The sequence below is a fragment of the Mycobacterium colombiense CECT 3035 genome (assembly GCF_002105755.1).
GTDB classification, from domain to species: Bacteria; Actinomycetota; Actinomycetes; order Mycobacteriales; family Mycobacteriaceae; genus Mycobacterium; species Mycobacterium colombiense.
On the sequence record NZ_CP020821.1, the window covers coordinates 3,142,200 to 3,156,152 of the forward strand.

General features: G+C 67.3%; 14 protein-coding genes and 1 tRNA gene. 10 read left to right on the plus strand and 5 right to left on the minus strand.

Annotation, left to right across the window (positions count from 1 at the left end):
• Positions 1-112: 112 nt before the first annotated feature.
• Complete coding sequence (gene pstS, locus B9D87_RS14340; RefSeq protein ID WP_007777054.1) at positions 113-1,228, minus strand: phosphate ABC transporter substrate-binding protein PstS; 1,116 nt, start codon at positions 1,226-1,228, stop codon at positions 113-115.
• A gap of 251 nt (positions 1,229-1,479) precedes the next feature.
• On the minus strand, positions 1,480-2,586 hold the full coding sequence (gene pstS / locus B9D87_RS14345; protein WP_007777056.1) for a phosphate ABC transporter substrate-binding protein PstS: 1,107 nt from the start codon (positions 2,584-2,586) through the stop codon (positions 1,480-1,482).
• Positions 2,587-2,824: 238 nt separating this feature from the next.
• On the opposite strand from pstS (B9D87_RS14345), the gene B9D87_RS14350 reads away from it, so the two are divergent.
• The 6 genes from B9D87_RS14350 to B9D87_RS14375 all read left to right on the plus strand — a co-directional run bounded on the left by B9D87_RS14350 (position 2,825) and on the right by B9D87_RS14375 (position 8,069).
• Positions 2,825-3,616: an SDR family oxidoreductase gene (locus tag B9D87_RS14350; RefSeq protein WP_007777060.1), complete on the plus strand. Its 792-nt coding sequence runs from the start codon at positions 2,825-2,827 to the stop codon at positions 3,614-3,616.
• A 24-nt stretch (positions 3,617-3,640) separates the two neighbouring features.
• Positions 3,641-4,717 carry an NAD(P)H-dependent amine dehydrogenase family protein gene (locus B9D87_RS14355; RefSeq protein ID WP_007777063.1) on the plus strand — a complete coding sequence of 359 codons (1,077 nt, stop codon included), beginning with the start codon at positions 3,641-3,643 and terminating at the stop codon, positions 4,715-4,717.
• Between the two features lie 83 nt (positions 4,718-4,800).
• Complete coding sequence (locus B9D87_RS14360; RefSeq protein ID WP_174320983.1) at positions 4,801-6,042, plus strand: Nramp family divalent metal transporter; 1,242 nt, start codon at positions 4,801-4,803, stop codon at positions 6,040-6,042.
• A complete protein-coding gene (locus tag B9D87_RS14365; RefSeq protein WP_007777068.1) occupies positions 6,043-7,116 on the plus strand; it encodes a poly-gamma-glutamate hydrolase family protein in 1,074 nt (357 codons plus the stop codon).
• Between the two features lie 7 nt (positions 7,117-7,123).
• Positions 7,124-7,948 carry an LLM class F420-dependent oxidoreductase gene (locus B9D87_RS14370; protein WP_007777071.1) on the plus strand — a complete coding sequence of 275 codons (825 nt, stop codon included), beginning with the start codon at positions 7,124-7,126 and terminating at the stop codon, positions 7,946-7,948.
• Positions 7,949-7,996: 48 nt separating this feature from the next.
• A tRNA-Arg gene (locus B9D87_RS14375) sits at positions 7,997-8,069 on the plus strand.
• Positions 8,070-8,169: 100 nt separating this feature from the next.
• Here the strand turns inward: B9D87_RS14375 and B9D87_RS14380 are convergent.
• Complete coding sequence (locus B9D87_RS14380) at positions 8,170-8,397, minus strand: hypothetical protein (RefSeq protein ID WP_007777073.1); 228 nt, start codon at positions 8,395-8,397, stop codon at positions 8,170-8,172.
• A gap of 270 nt (positions 8,398-8,667) precedes the next feature.
• Between B9D87_RS14380 and B9D87_RS14385 the strand changes: the two genes are divergently transcribed.
• The 3 genes from B9D87_RS14385 to B9D87_RS14395 all read left to right on the plus strand — a co-directional run bounded on the left by B9D87_RS14385 (position 8,668) and on the right by B9D87_RS14395 (position 9,896).
• Entirely contained in the window at positions 8,668-9,063 is a 396-nt protein-coding gene (locus B9D87_RS14385) for a hypothetical protein (protein ID WP_007777076.1), read from the plus strand.
• Between the two features lie 113 nt (positions 9,064-9,176).
• On the plus strand, positions 9,177-9,470 hold the full coding sequence (locus B9D87_RS14390) for a hypothetical protein (RefSeq protein WP_007777078.1): 294 nt from the start codon (positions 9,177-9,179) through the stop codon (positions 9,468-9,470).
• Positions 9,471-9,677: 207 nt separating this feature from the next.
• The gene (locus B9D87_RS14395) at positions 9,678-9,896 is read left to right on the plus strand and encodes a hypothetical protein (protein WP_077093775.1); all 219 of its coding nucleotides are present in this window, start codon (positions 9,678-9,680) and stop codon (positions 9,894-9,896) included.
• A gap of 59 nt (positions 9,897-9,955) precedes the next feature.
• Here B9D87_RS14395 and B9D87_RS14400 read toward each other — a convergent pair whose 3' ends face one another.
• Together B9D87_RS14400 and B9D87_RS14405 are read right to left on the minus strand one after the other, a co-directional pair.
• Positions 9,956-10,342, minus strand: coding sequence for a hypothetical protein (locus tag B9D87_RS14400; RefSeq protein WP_007777081.1), 387 nt, complete (start codon positions 10,340-10,342; stop codon positions 9,956-9,958).
• 46 nt (positions 10,343-10,388) lie between these two features.
• Positions 10,389-11,924 carry a glycoside hydrolase family 183 protein gene (locus tag B9D87_RS14405; RefSeq protein ID WP_007777084.1) on the minus strand — a complete coding sequence of 512 codons (1,536 nt, stop codon included), beginning with the start codon at positions 11,922-11,924 and terminating at the stop codon, positions 10,389-10,391.
• An 801-nt stretch (positions 11,925-12,725) separates the two neighbouring features.
• Here B9D87_RS14405 and B9D87_RS14410 point away from each other — a divergent pair.
• On the plus strand, positions 12,726-13,952 hold the full coding sequence (locus tag B9D87_RS14410; RefSeq protein ID WP_007777086.1) for an acetyl-CoA acetyltransferase: 1,227 nt from the start codon (positions 12,726-12,728) through the stop codon (positions 13,950-13,952).
• Position 13,953: the final 1 nt, after the last annotated feature.

Here is a 13,953-nt window from a genome sequence, read left to right on the forward strand (position 1 = left end):
GCTTGAACAGGCGATCAGCCCGCCGACCCACGTGTTGACTCAGCGCAGTTAGTGCCGGTTTCTCCGCGGTCGACGGGCTGATGGCTGTTCCTCGTGTCACGACCACCTCAGGTTATGTGATGGCGTTGATGGAAGCAGACAACCTCGACTTGAATGCGTCAGGAATGGGGATGTAGCCGTTGTCGGCCAGGCCGTTCTGCCCGGCGCCGATGGTGCTTTGCAGGAAGGCCTTGACCGCCGTACCGACCTGGGCGTCGGGATACTTCGAGCAGACGATCTCGTAGGTGGCCAGCACGATCGGGTAGGAACCGGCCTGGGTGGGCTTGTAGAAGGACAGCGTGTCCAGCACCAGGTCGTTGCCCTGGCCGGCGATCTTGGCTCCAGCAATCGTCTTGCCCACCGAATCGGCGCTGATGGCAACCGCGTCCGGGCCGGCCGAGGTGACGATCTTGGCCATGTTCAGCTTCTGCGCCTGAGCAAAGGACCACTCGTTGTAGGTGACGGACCCCTCGGTCGCCTTGATCGCCGCCGAGGTGCCGTCGTTGCCCTTTGCTCCCTCGCCGACGCCGCCCTTGAAGGTCTTGCCGGCGCCCTTGCCCCACGCCCCGTTGGAGGCGGCGTCGAGGTACTTCTGGAAGTTGTCCGTGGTGCCGGATTCGTCGTTGCGGAACACGACGTGGATCGGCTCGGCCGGCAGGGCGGCTCCCGGGTTGAGTGCCTGGATCGCGGGGTCGTTCCACGTGGTGATCGCGCCGTTGAAGACCTTGGCCGCCGCGGCGCCGTCCAGGGTCAGTGAGTTGAGGCCCGCGACGTTGTAGGTGATGGCGATCGGGCCGAAGACCACCGGCAGGTTCAGCGCCGGCGAACCGCACCGCTGTTGCGCGGCGGCGTACTCGTTGGGCGCCAGCGGCGAGTCCGAACCCCCGAAATCCGTTTGCTTACCGTTGAATTCGCTGATTCCCGCGCCGGACCCGTTGGCGGTGTAGTTCAGCGTCTGGCCGGGACAGGCCTGCTCGTACGCGTTGACGAACCTCGTCATCGCGTTGGCCTGGGCCGTCGAGCCGCTGGCCTTGAGGGCCTTCTTTCCGCCGCAGCTCACGTTGCTGCCCGACGAGGAGCCGCTCGTCGCGCTCGCGCCGGTCCCGTTGTTGTCGCTTCCGCATGCCGACAACGCCAGCGCGGCTGCGCTCACGACACCCAGCACGGCGCCAAATCGGTTGAGTTTCAATTCGCTTCCTTACGGTAGGGATGAAACAGGATCGCCGCCGGTCGGTAGCCGTTTGCGCCCGACCAGCCGTCTCGCAGCCACGAAGCTAACAGTAACAAGGTGAACGTTGAGCAAATTGTTAGGCGCTCGCCGCTGAACGCGATGGCACCGGGCGGCGACGTGCGCACCAGTAGCACCCGACGGCGCTTCGGCACGCCGCGACAGCAAAGAAAATCGGTGGGCTTCCACCGCGCCCCTGGCGCCGTCTCACATCACGAGATGGCGTTGATGGACTCCGCCAGTCGTGACTTGAATGACGGGGGCACCGGGATGTATCCGTTGCCCGCCAAGCCGCTTTGCCCATCGCCAATGGTGCTCTGCAGGAACGCCTTTACCGCCGCACCGACCTGGGGGTCGGGGTATTTCGAGCACACGATCTCGTAGGTGGCCAGCACGATGGGATAGGAACCGGGCCGGGTCGGCTTGTAGAACGAGTAGGTGTCGACGACCAGGTCGTTGCCCCGCCCGGTCAGGGTGGCGCCGGAGATCGTCTTGCCGACCGACTCCGCTCCGATCGACACCGGGTCCGGTCCCGCCGAGGTGACGATCCTGGCGATCGTCAGGTTCTGCGCCGACGCGAACGACCATTCGTTGTAGCTGATCGATCCTTCGGTCGCCTTCACGGCCGCCGCCGTGCCACCGTTGCCCTCGGCACCCTCGCCGACCCCGCCGTTGAAGGCCTTCCCGATCCCCCGGTCCCACACGCCGTCGGAGGCGGAGTCCAGGTATTTCTGGAAATTGTCGGTGGTGCCGGACTGGTCGCTGCGGAATGTGACGTGGATGGGCTCGGCGGGCAGCGCGACGCCGGGGTTCAGCGCCCGGATGGCGGGATCGTTCCAGGCGGCGATCGCGCCCTTGAAGATCTTGGCGGCGGTGGGGCCGTCCAGGATCAGCGAGTTGACGCCCGCGACGTGGTAGGTGATCGCGATCGGGCCGAACACCACCGGCAGGTTCCACGCCGGCGAACCGCACCGGGCCTGGGCGGCGAAGTATTCGATCGGGGCCAGCGGTGAGTCCGAACCCGCGAAATCGGTTTGATTGCCTGTGAATTCACCGATCCCCGCGCCCGAACCGTTGGGCGTGTAGTTCAGCGTCTGGCCGGGACAGGCCCGCTCGAACGAGCTGACGAAGCGGGTCATCGCGTTGGCCTGTGCGGTCGATCCGCTGGCCTTGAGGGCCTTCTTTCCACCGCAATCGACGTGGCCCGACGGAATCGCCCCGCTGCCCCACGCCCGGGTGTCGTTGCCCCCGCATCCCGACAACACCAGCGCACCGGCCGCCAGGACACTCAGTGCGGCACCAAATCGGTTGCGCCTCAAGTTACTTCCTCACGGTGAAGACCACACATGATCGTCGCCGTTCAGCTAACAGCACCAAGGTTAACGGCGGGCGAATGGTCACCAGGCGCACGCCGGGCGCGGACGCCACCCGCATGCCGCCACCGCGGCCCGCATCGCCACGCCCGTATGCAAAAGTAGAACCTGTTCCAGAAATGCCCGATCCGGGCGGCGCGGCTTGCTACCGTGTCGGCTGACACCGAAATGAAGAGAGGCCGCCATGATCCTTGACAGGTTCCGTCTCGACGACAAAGTCGCCGTCATCACTGGTGCAGGCCGCGGTCTCGGGGCGGCCATCGCGCTGGCCTTCGCCGAGGCGGGCGCCGATGTCCTCATCTCCTCACGCACGGCATCCCAACTAGAAGCCGTCGCGGAACAGGTCCGGGCCGTCGGGCGGCGGGCCCACATCGTGGCCGCCGACCTGGCCCACCCCGAGTCCACCGCGGAGCTGGCCGGCAAGGCCGTCGAGGCGTTCGGGAAACTCGACATCGTCGTCAACAACGTCGGCGGCACCATGCCCAACACGCTGCTGACCACCTCGACGAAGGACCTCAAGGACGCGTTCACCTTCAACGTCGCCACCGCCCACGCGCTCACCATCGCGGCGGTGCCGCTGATGCTGGAGCACTCCGGCGGCGGCAGCATCATCAACATCACCTCGACCATGGGCCGACTGGCCGGTCGTGGTTTCGCCGCCTACGCCACGGCCAAAGCCGCGCTGGCGCACTACACCCGGTCGTCCGCGCTGGACCTGTGCCCGCGCATCCGGGTCAACGCGATCGCCCCCGGATCGATCCTGACCTCCGCGCTGGACGTCGTCGCCTCCAACGACGAACTGCGCGCGCCGATGGAGAAGGCCACACCCATGCGCCGGCTCGGCGATCCGGTCGACATCGCCGCTGCCGCAGTCTATTTGGCATCCCCAGCCGGCAGCTTTCTGACCGGTAAGACACTCGAGGTCGACGGCGGCCTCACCTTCCCCAACCTCGACATCCCCGTCCCGGACCTGTGACCCCTGACCGCTAAGGAGCACGTCATGCCCATCCCCGTCGTCCAATTGGGCACCGGCAACGTCGGTATCCACGCCCTGCGCGCGCTCATCACCAACCCGGAGTTCGACCTGAAGGGCGTCTGGGTGTCCTCGGACGCCAAGGCGGGCAAGGACGCGGCGGAGCTTGCGGGACTGAGCGAGTCGACCGGCGTGCTCGCCAGCACCGACCTGGATGCCGTGCTCGGCACCGGGCCACAATGCGCCGTGTACAACGCGCTGGCCGACAACCGGTTGCCCGAGGCCCTTGAGGACTACCGGCGCGTCCTGGCGGCGGGAATCAACATCGTCGGCAGCGGCCCGGTCTTCTTGCAGTATCCGTGGCAGGTCATCCCCGAGGAGCTCATCAAGCCCTTGGAAGATGCTGCGCAAGAAGGGAATTCGAGCCTCTACGTCAACGGTATCGATCCCGGCTTCGCCAACGATCTGCTGCCGCTGGCTCTGGCGGGTACCTGCCAGAGCATCCAGCAGATCCGCTGCATGGAGATCGTCGACTACGCCACCTACGACAGCGCCGCGGTCATGTTCGACGTGATGGGCTTCGGCAAGCCGCTGGACGAGCTTCCCATGCTGCTGCAGCCCGGCGTGCTCAGCCTGGCGTGGGGTTCGGTGATCCGCCAAATGGCTGCGGGCCTGGGTATTTCGCTCGACGAGGTCACCCAGGACTACGTCCGCATCCCCGCCCCCGAGGACTTCGACATCGCCTCGGGTCACATCGCCAAGGGCACCGCCGCGGCGTTGCGCTTCGAGGTGTTCGGCATGGTCAACGGTGAACCCGTCGTCGTCCTCGAACACGTCACCCGGCTGCGCGAGGACCTGTGCCCGGAGTGGCCGCAGCCGGCCCAGGAGGGCGGCTCCTACCGCATCGAGATCACCGGCGAACCCTCGTATGCCATGGACGTCTGCCTGAGCAGCCGCAAGGGCGATCACAACCACGCCGGCCTGGTTGCCACCGCCATGCGGGTCGTCAACGCGATCCCCGCGGTGGTGGCCGCCCGGCCCGGCATCGTGACCACCCTGGATCTGCCACTGGTCACCGGCAAGGGGCTCTACCTCCCGCAGTGAGGCCCGAGGGCGGGAAACGCCGTAGCCGCCGACGGGCGCGCCGAGATGTTCGACTAACCTCACTTTCTTATTCGGTGAAGTGAATCGAGGTCGGCACGTTGGGGCAGCGCACCCAGGGCTCGCTCAAGGGCAACTGGTATCTGCTCGGGCCCGCGTTCGTCGCCGCGATCGCCTACGTCGACCCGGGAAACGTCGCCGCCAACGTCAGCGCCGGTTCGCAATACGGCTACCTGCTGCTGTGGGTCATCGTCGTGGCCAACGTGCTGGCGGGCCTGGTGCAGTACCTGTCGGCGAAGCTGGGGCTGGTCACCGGACGCTCCCTGCCGGCCACGATCGGCAAGCGGATGGGCCGCCCGGCGCGGTTGGTCTACTGGGCCCAGGCCGAACTCGTGGCCGTCGCGACCGATGCGGCCGAAGTCGTCGGCGGGGCCATCGCCCTGCACATCCTGTTCAACCTGCCGCTGCTGGCCGGCGGGCTGATCACCGGTGTGGTGGCGTTGCTGCTGCTGGGGATTCAGGACCGGCGCGGGCAGATCATCTTCGAGCGGGTCATCACGGGCCTGCTGCTGGTCATCGCGATCGGGTTCGCGGCGAGCTTCTTCGTCAAGACCGCGCCGCCCGAGGAGATGCTCGGCGGGCTGATCCCCCGGTTCCGCGGCACCGAAAGCGTGCTGCTGGCCGCGGCAATTTTGGGCGCCACCGTGATGCCGCACGCGGTCTACATGCATTCGGGTCTGGTCCTGGACCGGCACGGGCACCCCGACGAGGGATCCCACCGGCGCCTGCTGCTGCGCGTCACCCGCTGGGACGTCGTGCTGGCGATGACGGTGGCCGGCACGGTGAACGCCGTGATGCTGGTGATCGCCGCGGTCAACCTGCAGCACCGCGACGTGAGCGCCTCCATCGAGGGCGCCTACTCCGCGATCCACAACACGCTGGGCGCGACCATCGCGGTGCTGTTCGCCGTCGGGTTGCTCGCCTCGGGTCTGGCCTCGTCGTCGGTGGGCGCCTACGCCGGCGCCATGATCATGCAGGGACTGCTGCACCGGTCGATTCCGATGGTGCTGCGGCGGGTGATCACCCTGGTGCCCGCGCTGGTGATCCTGGCGGTGGGCTTCGACCCCACCCGCGCACTGGTGCTGTCGCAGGTAGTGCTGTCGTTCGGAATACCTTTTGCCGTGCTGCCTTTGATCAAGCTGACCAGCGATCGCGGGCTGATGGGTGGCGACGCCAATCACCGCGTCACGACGATTCTTGGCTGGGCCGTCGGCGTATTGATTAGTCTGCTTAACGTGGTGCTTATCTGGCTGACGGTGACCGGCTGAATGCCGGCCCTGCCGCACCTTTACTTCGCATACGGGTCGAACCTATGCGTCCGGCAGATGGCGCAACGCTGCCCCGACGCCGCGCATCCGCGCCCGGCCGTGCTGGCCGATCACGACTGGCTGATCAATCAGCGCGGCGTGGCCACCGTCGAACCGCTCGCCGGCAACCAGGTCTACGGGGTGGTGTGGCGGATCTCCGACGGTGACCTGGCGACGCTGGACAGCGCCGAGGGGGTTCCGGTGCGCTACCGGCGCGACGAGATGACGGTGCACACCGACGACGGACCGGAACCGGCCTGGGTCTACATCGACCATCGCGTGACGCCGGGGCCGCCCAGGCCGGGCTACCTGCCCAAGATCATCGACGGCGCCACGCAGCACGGGCTGCCGCAACGCTGGGTCGACTTCTTGCGCCGCTGGGATCCCGCCGGGTGGCCCATCCCGAAGTCGTCGACGTCGGGGCCTGGGCCACAATCACTTTCGGCGTTGTTAAGCGAGCCCGGGGTCACCGAAGGCAGCCAATTGCGTTCGCGGTTCGGGTTTCTCGCGATCCACGGCGGTGGGCTCGAAGAGATGACCGACGTGGTCGCCGAGCGTGCCGCCGAGGCGGCCGGCGCCTCGGTGTACGTGGTGCGCCATCCCGACGCTTACCCGCATCACCTGCCGTCTGCCCTGTTCGACCCGGCCGAGTCGCCGCGGCTCGCCGAATTCCTGGACCACGTCGACGTCGCGGTGTCGCTGCACGGGTACGGCCGCGACGGTCGCAGCACCCAGCTGCTGGCGGGCGGCCGCAACCGGGCGCTGGCCGCCCACCTGACGCGGCACATTGGGCTGCCCGGCTACCAGGTGATCACCGACCTCGACGAGATCCCACCGGAACTGCGGGGCTTGCATCCGCGCAATCCGGTGAACCGGGTGCGGGACGGCGGAACCCAGCTAGAGCTCTCGGCGCGGGTCAGGGGGATCAGCCCGCGCAGCCCGCTGCCGGGCGATGACGGTTTGTCGTCGGTCACCAGCGCCCTGATTGAGGGGTTGGCGCAGGCCGCCCGAAGTTGGTCAATGTCGGATCGTTGAACGGAGAATGTTGGTGGCCAAGGATTTTCGCTTTGGAATGAGCATGCGGTTCTTCAAGTCGCGCGAGGCACTGCTCGACAAGGCCAAGCGGGCCGAGGACTGCGGCTTCGACATTCTTTGTGTGCCCGACCATTTGGGGGCCGCGGCGCCGTTCCCGACGCTGACCGCGGTCGCGATGGTCACCACGACGCTGCGGCTGAGCATGTACGTGCTCAACTCCGCGTTCTACAAGCCGGCCCTACTCAGCCGGGACATGGGCGGCCTGGATCTGCTCAGCGACGGCCGCCTGGAGATCGGGCTGGGCACCGGCTACGTCCGGGAGGAATTCGAGGCCGCGGAGATTCCCTATCCCAGCGCCGGCGCCCGGGTCGACTACCTCGAGCACATGACGAAGTACCTGAAGGAGCACCACCCGTCGACGCCGCTCATCATCGCCGGCAATGGTGACCGGGTGCTGACCATCGCGGCCCGCAACGCCGACATCATCGGGCTGACCGGCTCCAAGGTGCGCGACGTCGAGGACCCGTTCGCCGAACGCGTCGAGTTCGTCCGCAAGGCCGCGGGTGACCGCTTCGACGCACTCGAGCTGAACCTGGCCATCACGGCCATGCCGCGGGTCGGCGAGACCGAGCCCGACCTCAAGCTGACCCGCTCTTACGCGCCAGACCTGTCCGACGAGGAGATCCTGTCCCAGCCTTCGGTGCTGAGCGGTTCGCCCCGCGAGATCGCCGACACGTTGCTCGCATACCGGGACAAGTACGGCGTGTCGTCCTTCACCGTGCAGGACAACAACATCGAGAACTTCTCGAAGGTGATCGCCGAACTGCGCTGACCGCCGTGGCGATTTACCGGCGGGCGTGCCGGTAAGCTCAGGCCGTCCGCCCCCGTAGCTCAGGGGATAGAGCACGGCTCTCCTAAAGCCGGTGTCGCAGGTTCGAATCCTGCCGGGGGCACATCAGCGATGGTTTTCTCCGTCGGACGGCCGCATCGGGCAGCCCGAGCTCCGCAGTGTCGTGTGGCGTACTTCGGAGAGGATTGCCGATAGGTGGGGCCCTAGGCGACCGCGGTCGCGTCGCCCTCCTCGACTTCGCTGCGGGCCACGAGGAGTGTTGCGGCGATCCGCTCGAACTGGCAGTCGTGGCAGAACACCAGATCAATCCCGGGCAATTGGCGGATTACAGCGTTTGCCGTGGTGGCCACTCGTTGGCACTGACCGCATTTCAGATACGCGGCGGAGTGTTCGATGATGCGGGCCGCGGCGAGGGCGGAGGGGTCGACCATGGAGCCATCGTTCGCTACGCCTCTTGTCATCTGCTGAGAGGCAAGCTAGCAATCTCCCAAGAATCACTTAGGAATCTACTGAGTGCTGCCGCCTCCGGACCCCGTTGTGAATCCTGAGCGATGGCCACGGGTCGGGGTGATCGAATCCGCGATGTCGAAACCCACTGCGCGACAAGGGCCGACCACAACCACGGCGGCCGGCGGTAACCACCGACGGGTTTTGGGGCGTAACCGGTGTGCATCGACGGCGCTCTGGAAGAGGATGGTGCCATGACCACTGCACCGAACAGCGCCCTCATCCCGACGTTCGCCGCACTGCGCTTCGCCACCGGCGTGGCCTCATGGGCCGCCCCAATCAGAGCCGCCCGCCTGTTTGGACTGGGTTCCGCCAAACAGCAACCCCTTCTCACCCAGCTCTTCGCGTCTCGCGAACTGACACTGGCGGTGGCCGTCGCCGATCCCGCATCACCGCGGCTGCGCACCCGCGCATTGCAACTTGGGCTGCTCACCGACGCCCTGGACATCGTCGCGACCCTGCGCGGCCTCCGGAGTGAGACGCTGCGACCGGTCGGTGCGATCGTGACCGGTGGCGGCGCGGCGGTATTCCTCGCGATGGGCCTTACCGCGCTGGCCAACCAGAAGCGCGCCGCCGCCCCCACGGCCTAAGCGGGAGTGAGTTGGGTCACCTCGGGCGACCGCACGGGCAGTCTTTCGCTCGCTCGGGTGTTCTATCGACTAGTCACTAGTTCAGACGGTGGCCCTCACCTAGCGAGGCTGACATGCGGCAGACCACCATTCGCCAACGCTCCGATGCCCGTTTGCCGATCGCCGAGACGCTGTGGGTCATCGCGGGCACCGTCCTGCTGCTCGCCCTGGGAGACGTCGTGATCCTGGTGGCACTGGCGCTGGCCGCCGCAGCCGTCGCGACGGCGTGGTGGATTCGTCGCACCGCCGGGCGTCGCGCGCTACGCGATGACGTTGCGCTGGCTGCCGTATCTCACCTGCCGGCCGGGCACCGCGAGCCGAAAACACCGTCGGCGCAAGCGCCGTGGCATCGCCGCAGCGCCGCGTAGGCGTGTTCGCTCGCACTCGCTGACGCGTCGTCATCCCCGCTGCGGCGGTCAGCGCGCCTTCTCCGTGCGGCCGGAACGCGTGAACCGACATCGGCGGGACGAATTCAGATCCCACAAAGCGCGGAGAACAGGACTAGCATCTATACCGTGCGTGTGAGGGAAGAAACGTAGCGCCCGCCGCTCCGTAGGGCATGAGCCGAGCCTGCGATGCGGAAGCTGGTCGCGACATTGATGGCCGTTGGGGCCGTGATGCTCAGCGGGGCTGTCGCCCGCGCCGAGAACCAGCCGCCACCGCCTCCTCCTCCCGCCCCGTCGTTCTACGCACCGAAGTGCCTGAACTTCGATCCCAATCCGCCGGGACATTGGAACTGGCTGCCCTGTGGTTGGACCACGGACGGCAAGCGCTGGTTTCCTCCGCCGCCGTAGCCGATACCCCCTGACATAGATCGGCGACTGCGGCGTCGCGAAAAGCCGTCAGGCCCCGGCTAACTGGCTTTGAGGTGACCGCCTCCCCGGCAGCTGACGCCGCAGACGCCCGCATCCCCCCGGGCGTCTGCGAGCGAAAGCGCCTGGTCGATCGGAACACCACTGCAGTCCAGGCCGTTGACCACGAGGCCCAGGCTGATCGCGCCGTCGGCGCGGGTGCCCTCGATGCACACCTCGATGTCTCGGAGCCCCGGTCTTCCCACCGTCCAGAAGTCCGGCCGGTGGCCGTCGAACACCGTGTGGGCGTCGGCACCGCCGGCACTCTGCGGTCGGGAGAGCTCACCCGCCGACGACTCGGGCACGTCGTCGGGCAACGCCGCCGCCGCGAGAGGAGTGAGCGGGTCGGCGAGGCCGCAACAGTTGTCGTGATACTCCAAGGCGATCATCGTCGCCCTCCTCTCACTCGGCCATCGTTGTTCGACGGCAACGGCTTTACGGCAGCACCGTGTGCATCAGCATCACGTCGTATGCCGACCACAGCGACAGGTTGAAGTACAGGTCCCGGCCGGACGACCAGGGATGGATCATCGGCGCATAGATGCCGCCGGGCATTTGGAACGAGGACACCAGCGGCTGCTCGGGACTCCAGGGGCCTTGCGGGGTGGGCGCGGTCCGCGCCACGACGTCGTTGCTGCCGCCGTCGGTGTAGAGCACCAGGTATTGCTTGAGATAACTGTTGTACTGGGCAGACATTTCGCCGACCGGCCCCGGGAAGATCGGTGTCGCCGCGCCGGGATTGTTCGCCACCCAGTGACCGCCGTTGTCGCCGTTCCAGTATTGGTACTTGGTCAGGTCGGGCAGTTGATTCGGAGGGACGCGCGACAGGAATGCCGCGCCGCCCCGGCCCGACGGGGTGCCGAACTGGTAGAGGTAGCCGTCGTTCCCCTTCAGGAACGCGCCCATCTGGAAGTTTTCGTTGCCCGGCGTAAACCCAGCTCCCGGAATGGCATCCGGCGAGGCCGTGCGAATGGTGGTCGGGAAGATCCCCCAGTTTTGGCCGTTGTCGTTGGACCGGGCGATCGCCGAGTAGTTCGTCGACCATTCGCCGTCACGGCCCCACTGCCGGATGGACATGTAGCTCATGTACTGCGTTCTGCCCATCGACATCGCCGCGGTCGGGATGATGCCCGTCTCGTGCGCCGCCTTGTGGATGGTGTTGACGACCTGCTTGGAAAGACCGGGCGCCCACACCGGCGAGCCGGAGTATCTGTCGTTCGGAACGCCGTCGGCGATGTGAATGCCCTTGGACAGATCGTGGTCGTTGCTGCGGAACAGGGTGTTGTAGCGCCACTGCTGCCCGTGCACCTTGCAATAGCCGAAGGTGTCACCGAAGGCCATCAGTACCTGTCGGTTACCGGGATCCCCGTTGTCCCAGGCGATTCCGAGGTCGGTACCGGAGATGCTGAAACGTTGCAGGGTCTTGTTGGGGCCGTTCGGTCCGGTCACCCAGTCGACCAGCGACGTGGGAGCCCCCGCGATCGACGGGGGCGGCGGTCCCGGTTCGGGCTGCGGTTGCGGCATCGGGGCGGCGTTCGGGCGCAGCGGGTTGGCATTCGGCGGGACCGGAACCCCGGGGGCGGGCGGATTGGGTCCGGGCGGCAACACCGCGGCTTGCGGGTACATCGGCGCGGACGGGTCGGGTCCCGGCGTCGGCACCTCGGCGCGCGGATGCGCCGGCGCGGAGTACTGCCGGCCCGGCGCGGCCGGCTTGAGCAACGACGAGATCAGCGGACCCAGCCGCGGCAACGGCGCCTGGTCATTCGTGTGCGAGGGCCTGCGCCCGGTCGGCGGCTGGACGACCGGCTGGGGTGCGGGCATGGCCACCGGCGGGGCGGGAGGGTCGACGTTCGCCTCGGGCGCGCCACATGGCGTGGCGTTTGCGATCGGCGCGGGCCCCACCACGAGGACGAATCCGATAGCGGCCGCCGAAGCCATCGATAGCGACACACTTCGCAGAAACGCCGACATGTAGCACCTTTCGAGGGGTAGGACACCGCGTTGACGTCCTTCAGCTGGCCCATGTGACGATAGTGATCTACGGGGCAAATGTGACCAGTGATGTGCTGATAGGTATGCATCCGTGACCGTGTCGCAACGCAGCGATATTCCCCGACGTTCCGCCCTCCAAGCGGTTAGCTGACGATGCATTCGGGCAGCTGAGAACGTCTACATGCTTTGCCACTGCCATGGCGGCGCCGGGGCCGGCCGGCGCTCTGCAGCGGGTCAGGATGGACGCCGGACCCGCACCACTCCGGCCCGGGCGACCGTCCTCCGGAAGCCGGCTTGTCGCTACGAGGCGGGCGCCTCATCACCCGGGCGCGCGGCGGCGGCACGGGGCTCGCGAGGCGCCGGAGGAAGCGGATCGACTTTGCTGGGCGGCCGCCGAAGCCGCCGCCCGGGACGCCGCGGCCGCCGATCCGCATCCGGTACGGACGCACCAGATTGCCGCAGCTCAGCTTCGCGCGAGCGGAAGCATCCAACCCCTTGTTACACACACGCAAAACGAGATTCGCCATTCGGCAGGCGCAACGCGAAAGCCGTGTCACACTCAAACAGATTGGGTCAGCATGTTTGTCGACCGTCATCGGTGGCAATGATCCAACAGAGGCGAGTGTGTTGGCCGGCCTTCGCATTCGTCTAGGTCCCGTCGGTTCAGCCCGAGAGCCGACGGGGCCGCCCTATTTGGGCCCCTTTCGCCGACCCTCGCCGGTCGTCCTCGCCTCGCCGACAGGCCTCAACAACCCCGCGGTGCGGGAGTACCGTCGGCGTATGGACCGGTCGCCCGGCGTGTGGATTCTCGGCGGTTATCAAAGCGATTTCGCTCGCAACCTCACCAGAGAAGGTCGTGACTTCGCCGCACTGACGGCCGAAGTCGTCGACGCGACACTGACCGCCGCCAGGGTCGATGCGGGCGACATCGGGGTGGTGCACGTCGGCAACGCCTTCGGCGAGATGTTCGCGCGGCAGGGCCACCTCGGGGCGATGCCGGCCACGGTGTGCGACGGCCTCTGGGATACCCCGGCCTCGCGGCACGAAGCGGCCTGCGCGTCGGGCAGCGTGGCGGCACTCTCGGCGATGGCGGATCTGCGCTCGGGCGCCTACGACACCGCTCTGGTGGTGGGAGTCGAGCTGGAGAAGACGGTCCCCGGCGACACCGCCGCGCAACATCTGGGTGCCGCCGCGTGGACCGGTCACGAGGGGGCCGACGCCCGCTACCTGTGGCCGTCCATGTTCGCCCAAGTGGCCGACGAGTACGACCGGCGGTACGGCCTGGACGACGCGTACCTGGGCGCCATCGCAGCGCTGAACTTCACCAACGCGCGGCGCAACCCCAACGCCCAGACCCGCGAATGGACCGTCCCGGATCCGATCACCGACGACGACGAAACCAACCCGATCACCGAGGGCCGGCTGCGCCGATTCGACTGCAGCCAAATGACCGACGGCGGTGCGGGATTGGTGCTCGTCAACGACGCCTATCTGCGCGAGCACCCCGATGCGCGCCCGATCGGCCGCATCGACGGCTGGGGTCATCGCACCGTCGGGCTGGGTCTGCAGCAGAAACTGCACCGTGCCGACGGCGACCCATATGTGCTGCCCCATGTTCGGTCCGCGGTACTTGATGCGCTGCGCCGCGCGCAGCGCGGCCTCGACGACGTCGACGGATTCGAAGTCCATGACTGCTTCACCCCCAGCGAGTACCTGGCGATCGACCACATCGGGCTGACCGGCCCGGGCGAATCGTGGAAGGCCATCGAGAACGGTGAGATCGAGATCGGCGGCCGGCTGCCGATCAACCCCAGCGGCGGACTGATCGGCGGCGGACATCCGGTAGGGGCCTCCGGCGTGCGGATGCTGCTCGACGCGGCCAAGCAGGTCAGCGACGCGGCGGGCGAATATCAGGTCGAGGGAGCCCGAACCTTCGGCACCCTGAATTTCGGCGGGAGCACCGCCACCACAGTGAGTTTCGTCGTCAGCGGCACCGAAGGCTTATGAC

Bases quoted from the DNA above. Each gene is read 5' to 3' on its own strand.
- B9D87_RS14350 (WP_007777060.1), top strand. From the start codon at position 2,825: ATGATCCTTGACAGGTTCCGTCTCGACGACAAAGTCGCCGTCATCACT.
- B9D87_RS14355 (WP_007777063.1), top strand. From the start codon at position 3,641: ATGCCCATCCCCGTCGTCCAATTGGGCACCGGCAACGTCGGTATCCAC.
- B9D87_RS14365 (WP_007777068.1), top strand. From the start codon at position 6,043: ATGCCGGCCCTGCCGCACCTTTACTTCGCATACGGGTCGAACCTATGC.
- B9D87_RS14370 (WP_007777071.1), top strand. From the start codon at position 7,124: ATGTTGGTGGCCAAGGATTTTCGCTTTGGAATGAGCATGCGGTTCTTC.
- B9D87_RS14380 (WP_007777073.1), bottom strand. From the start codon at position 8,397: ATGGTCGACCCCTCCGCCCTCGCCGCGGCCCGCATCATCGAACACTCC.
- B9D87_RS14385 (WP_007777076.1), top strand. From the start codon at position 8,668: ATGACCACTGCACCGAACAGCGCCCTCATCCCGACGTTCGCCGCACTG.
- B9D87_RS14390 (WP_007777078.1), top strand. From the start codon at position 9,177: ATGCGGCAGACCACCATTCGCCAACGCTCCGATGCCCGTTTGCCGATC.
- B9D87_RS14395 (WP_077093775.1), top strand. From the start codon at position 9,678: ATGCGGAAGCTGGTCGCGACATTGATGGCCGTTGGGGCCGTGATGCTC.
- B9D87_RS14400 (WP_007777081.1), bottom strand. From the start codon at position 10,342: ATGATCGCCTTGGAGTATCACGACAACTGTTGCGGCCTCGCCGACCCG.
- B9D87_RS14405 (WP_007777084.1), bottom strand. From the start codon at position 11,924: ATGTCGGCGTTTCTGCGAAGTGTGTCGCTATCGATGGCTTCGGCGGCC.
- B9D87_RS14410 (WP_007777086.1), top strand. From the start codon at position 12,726: ATGGACCGGTCGCCCGGCGTGTGGATTCTCGGCGGTTATCAAAGCGAT.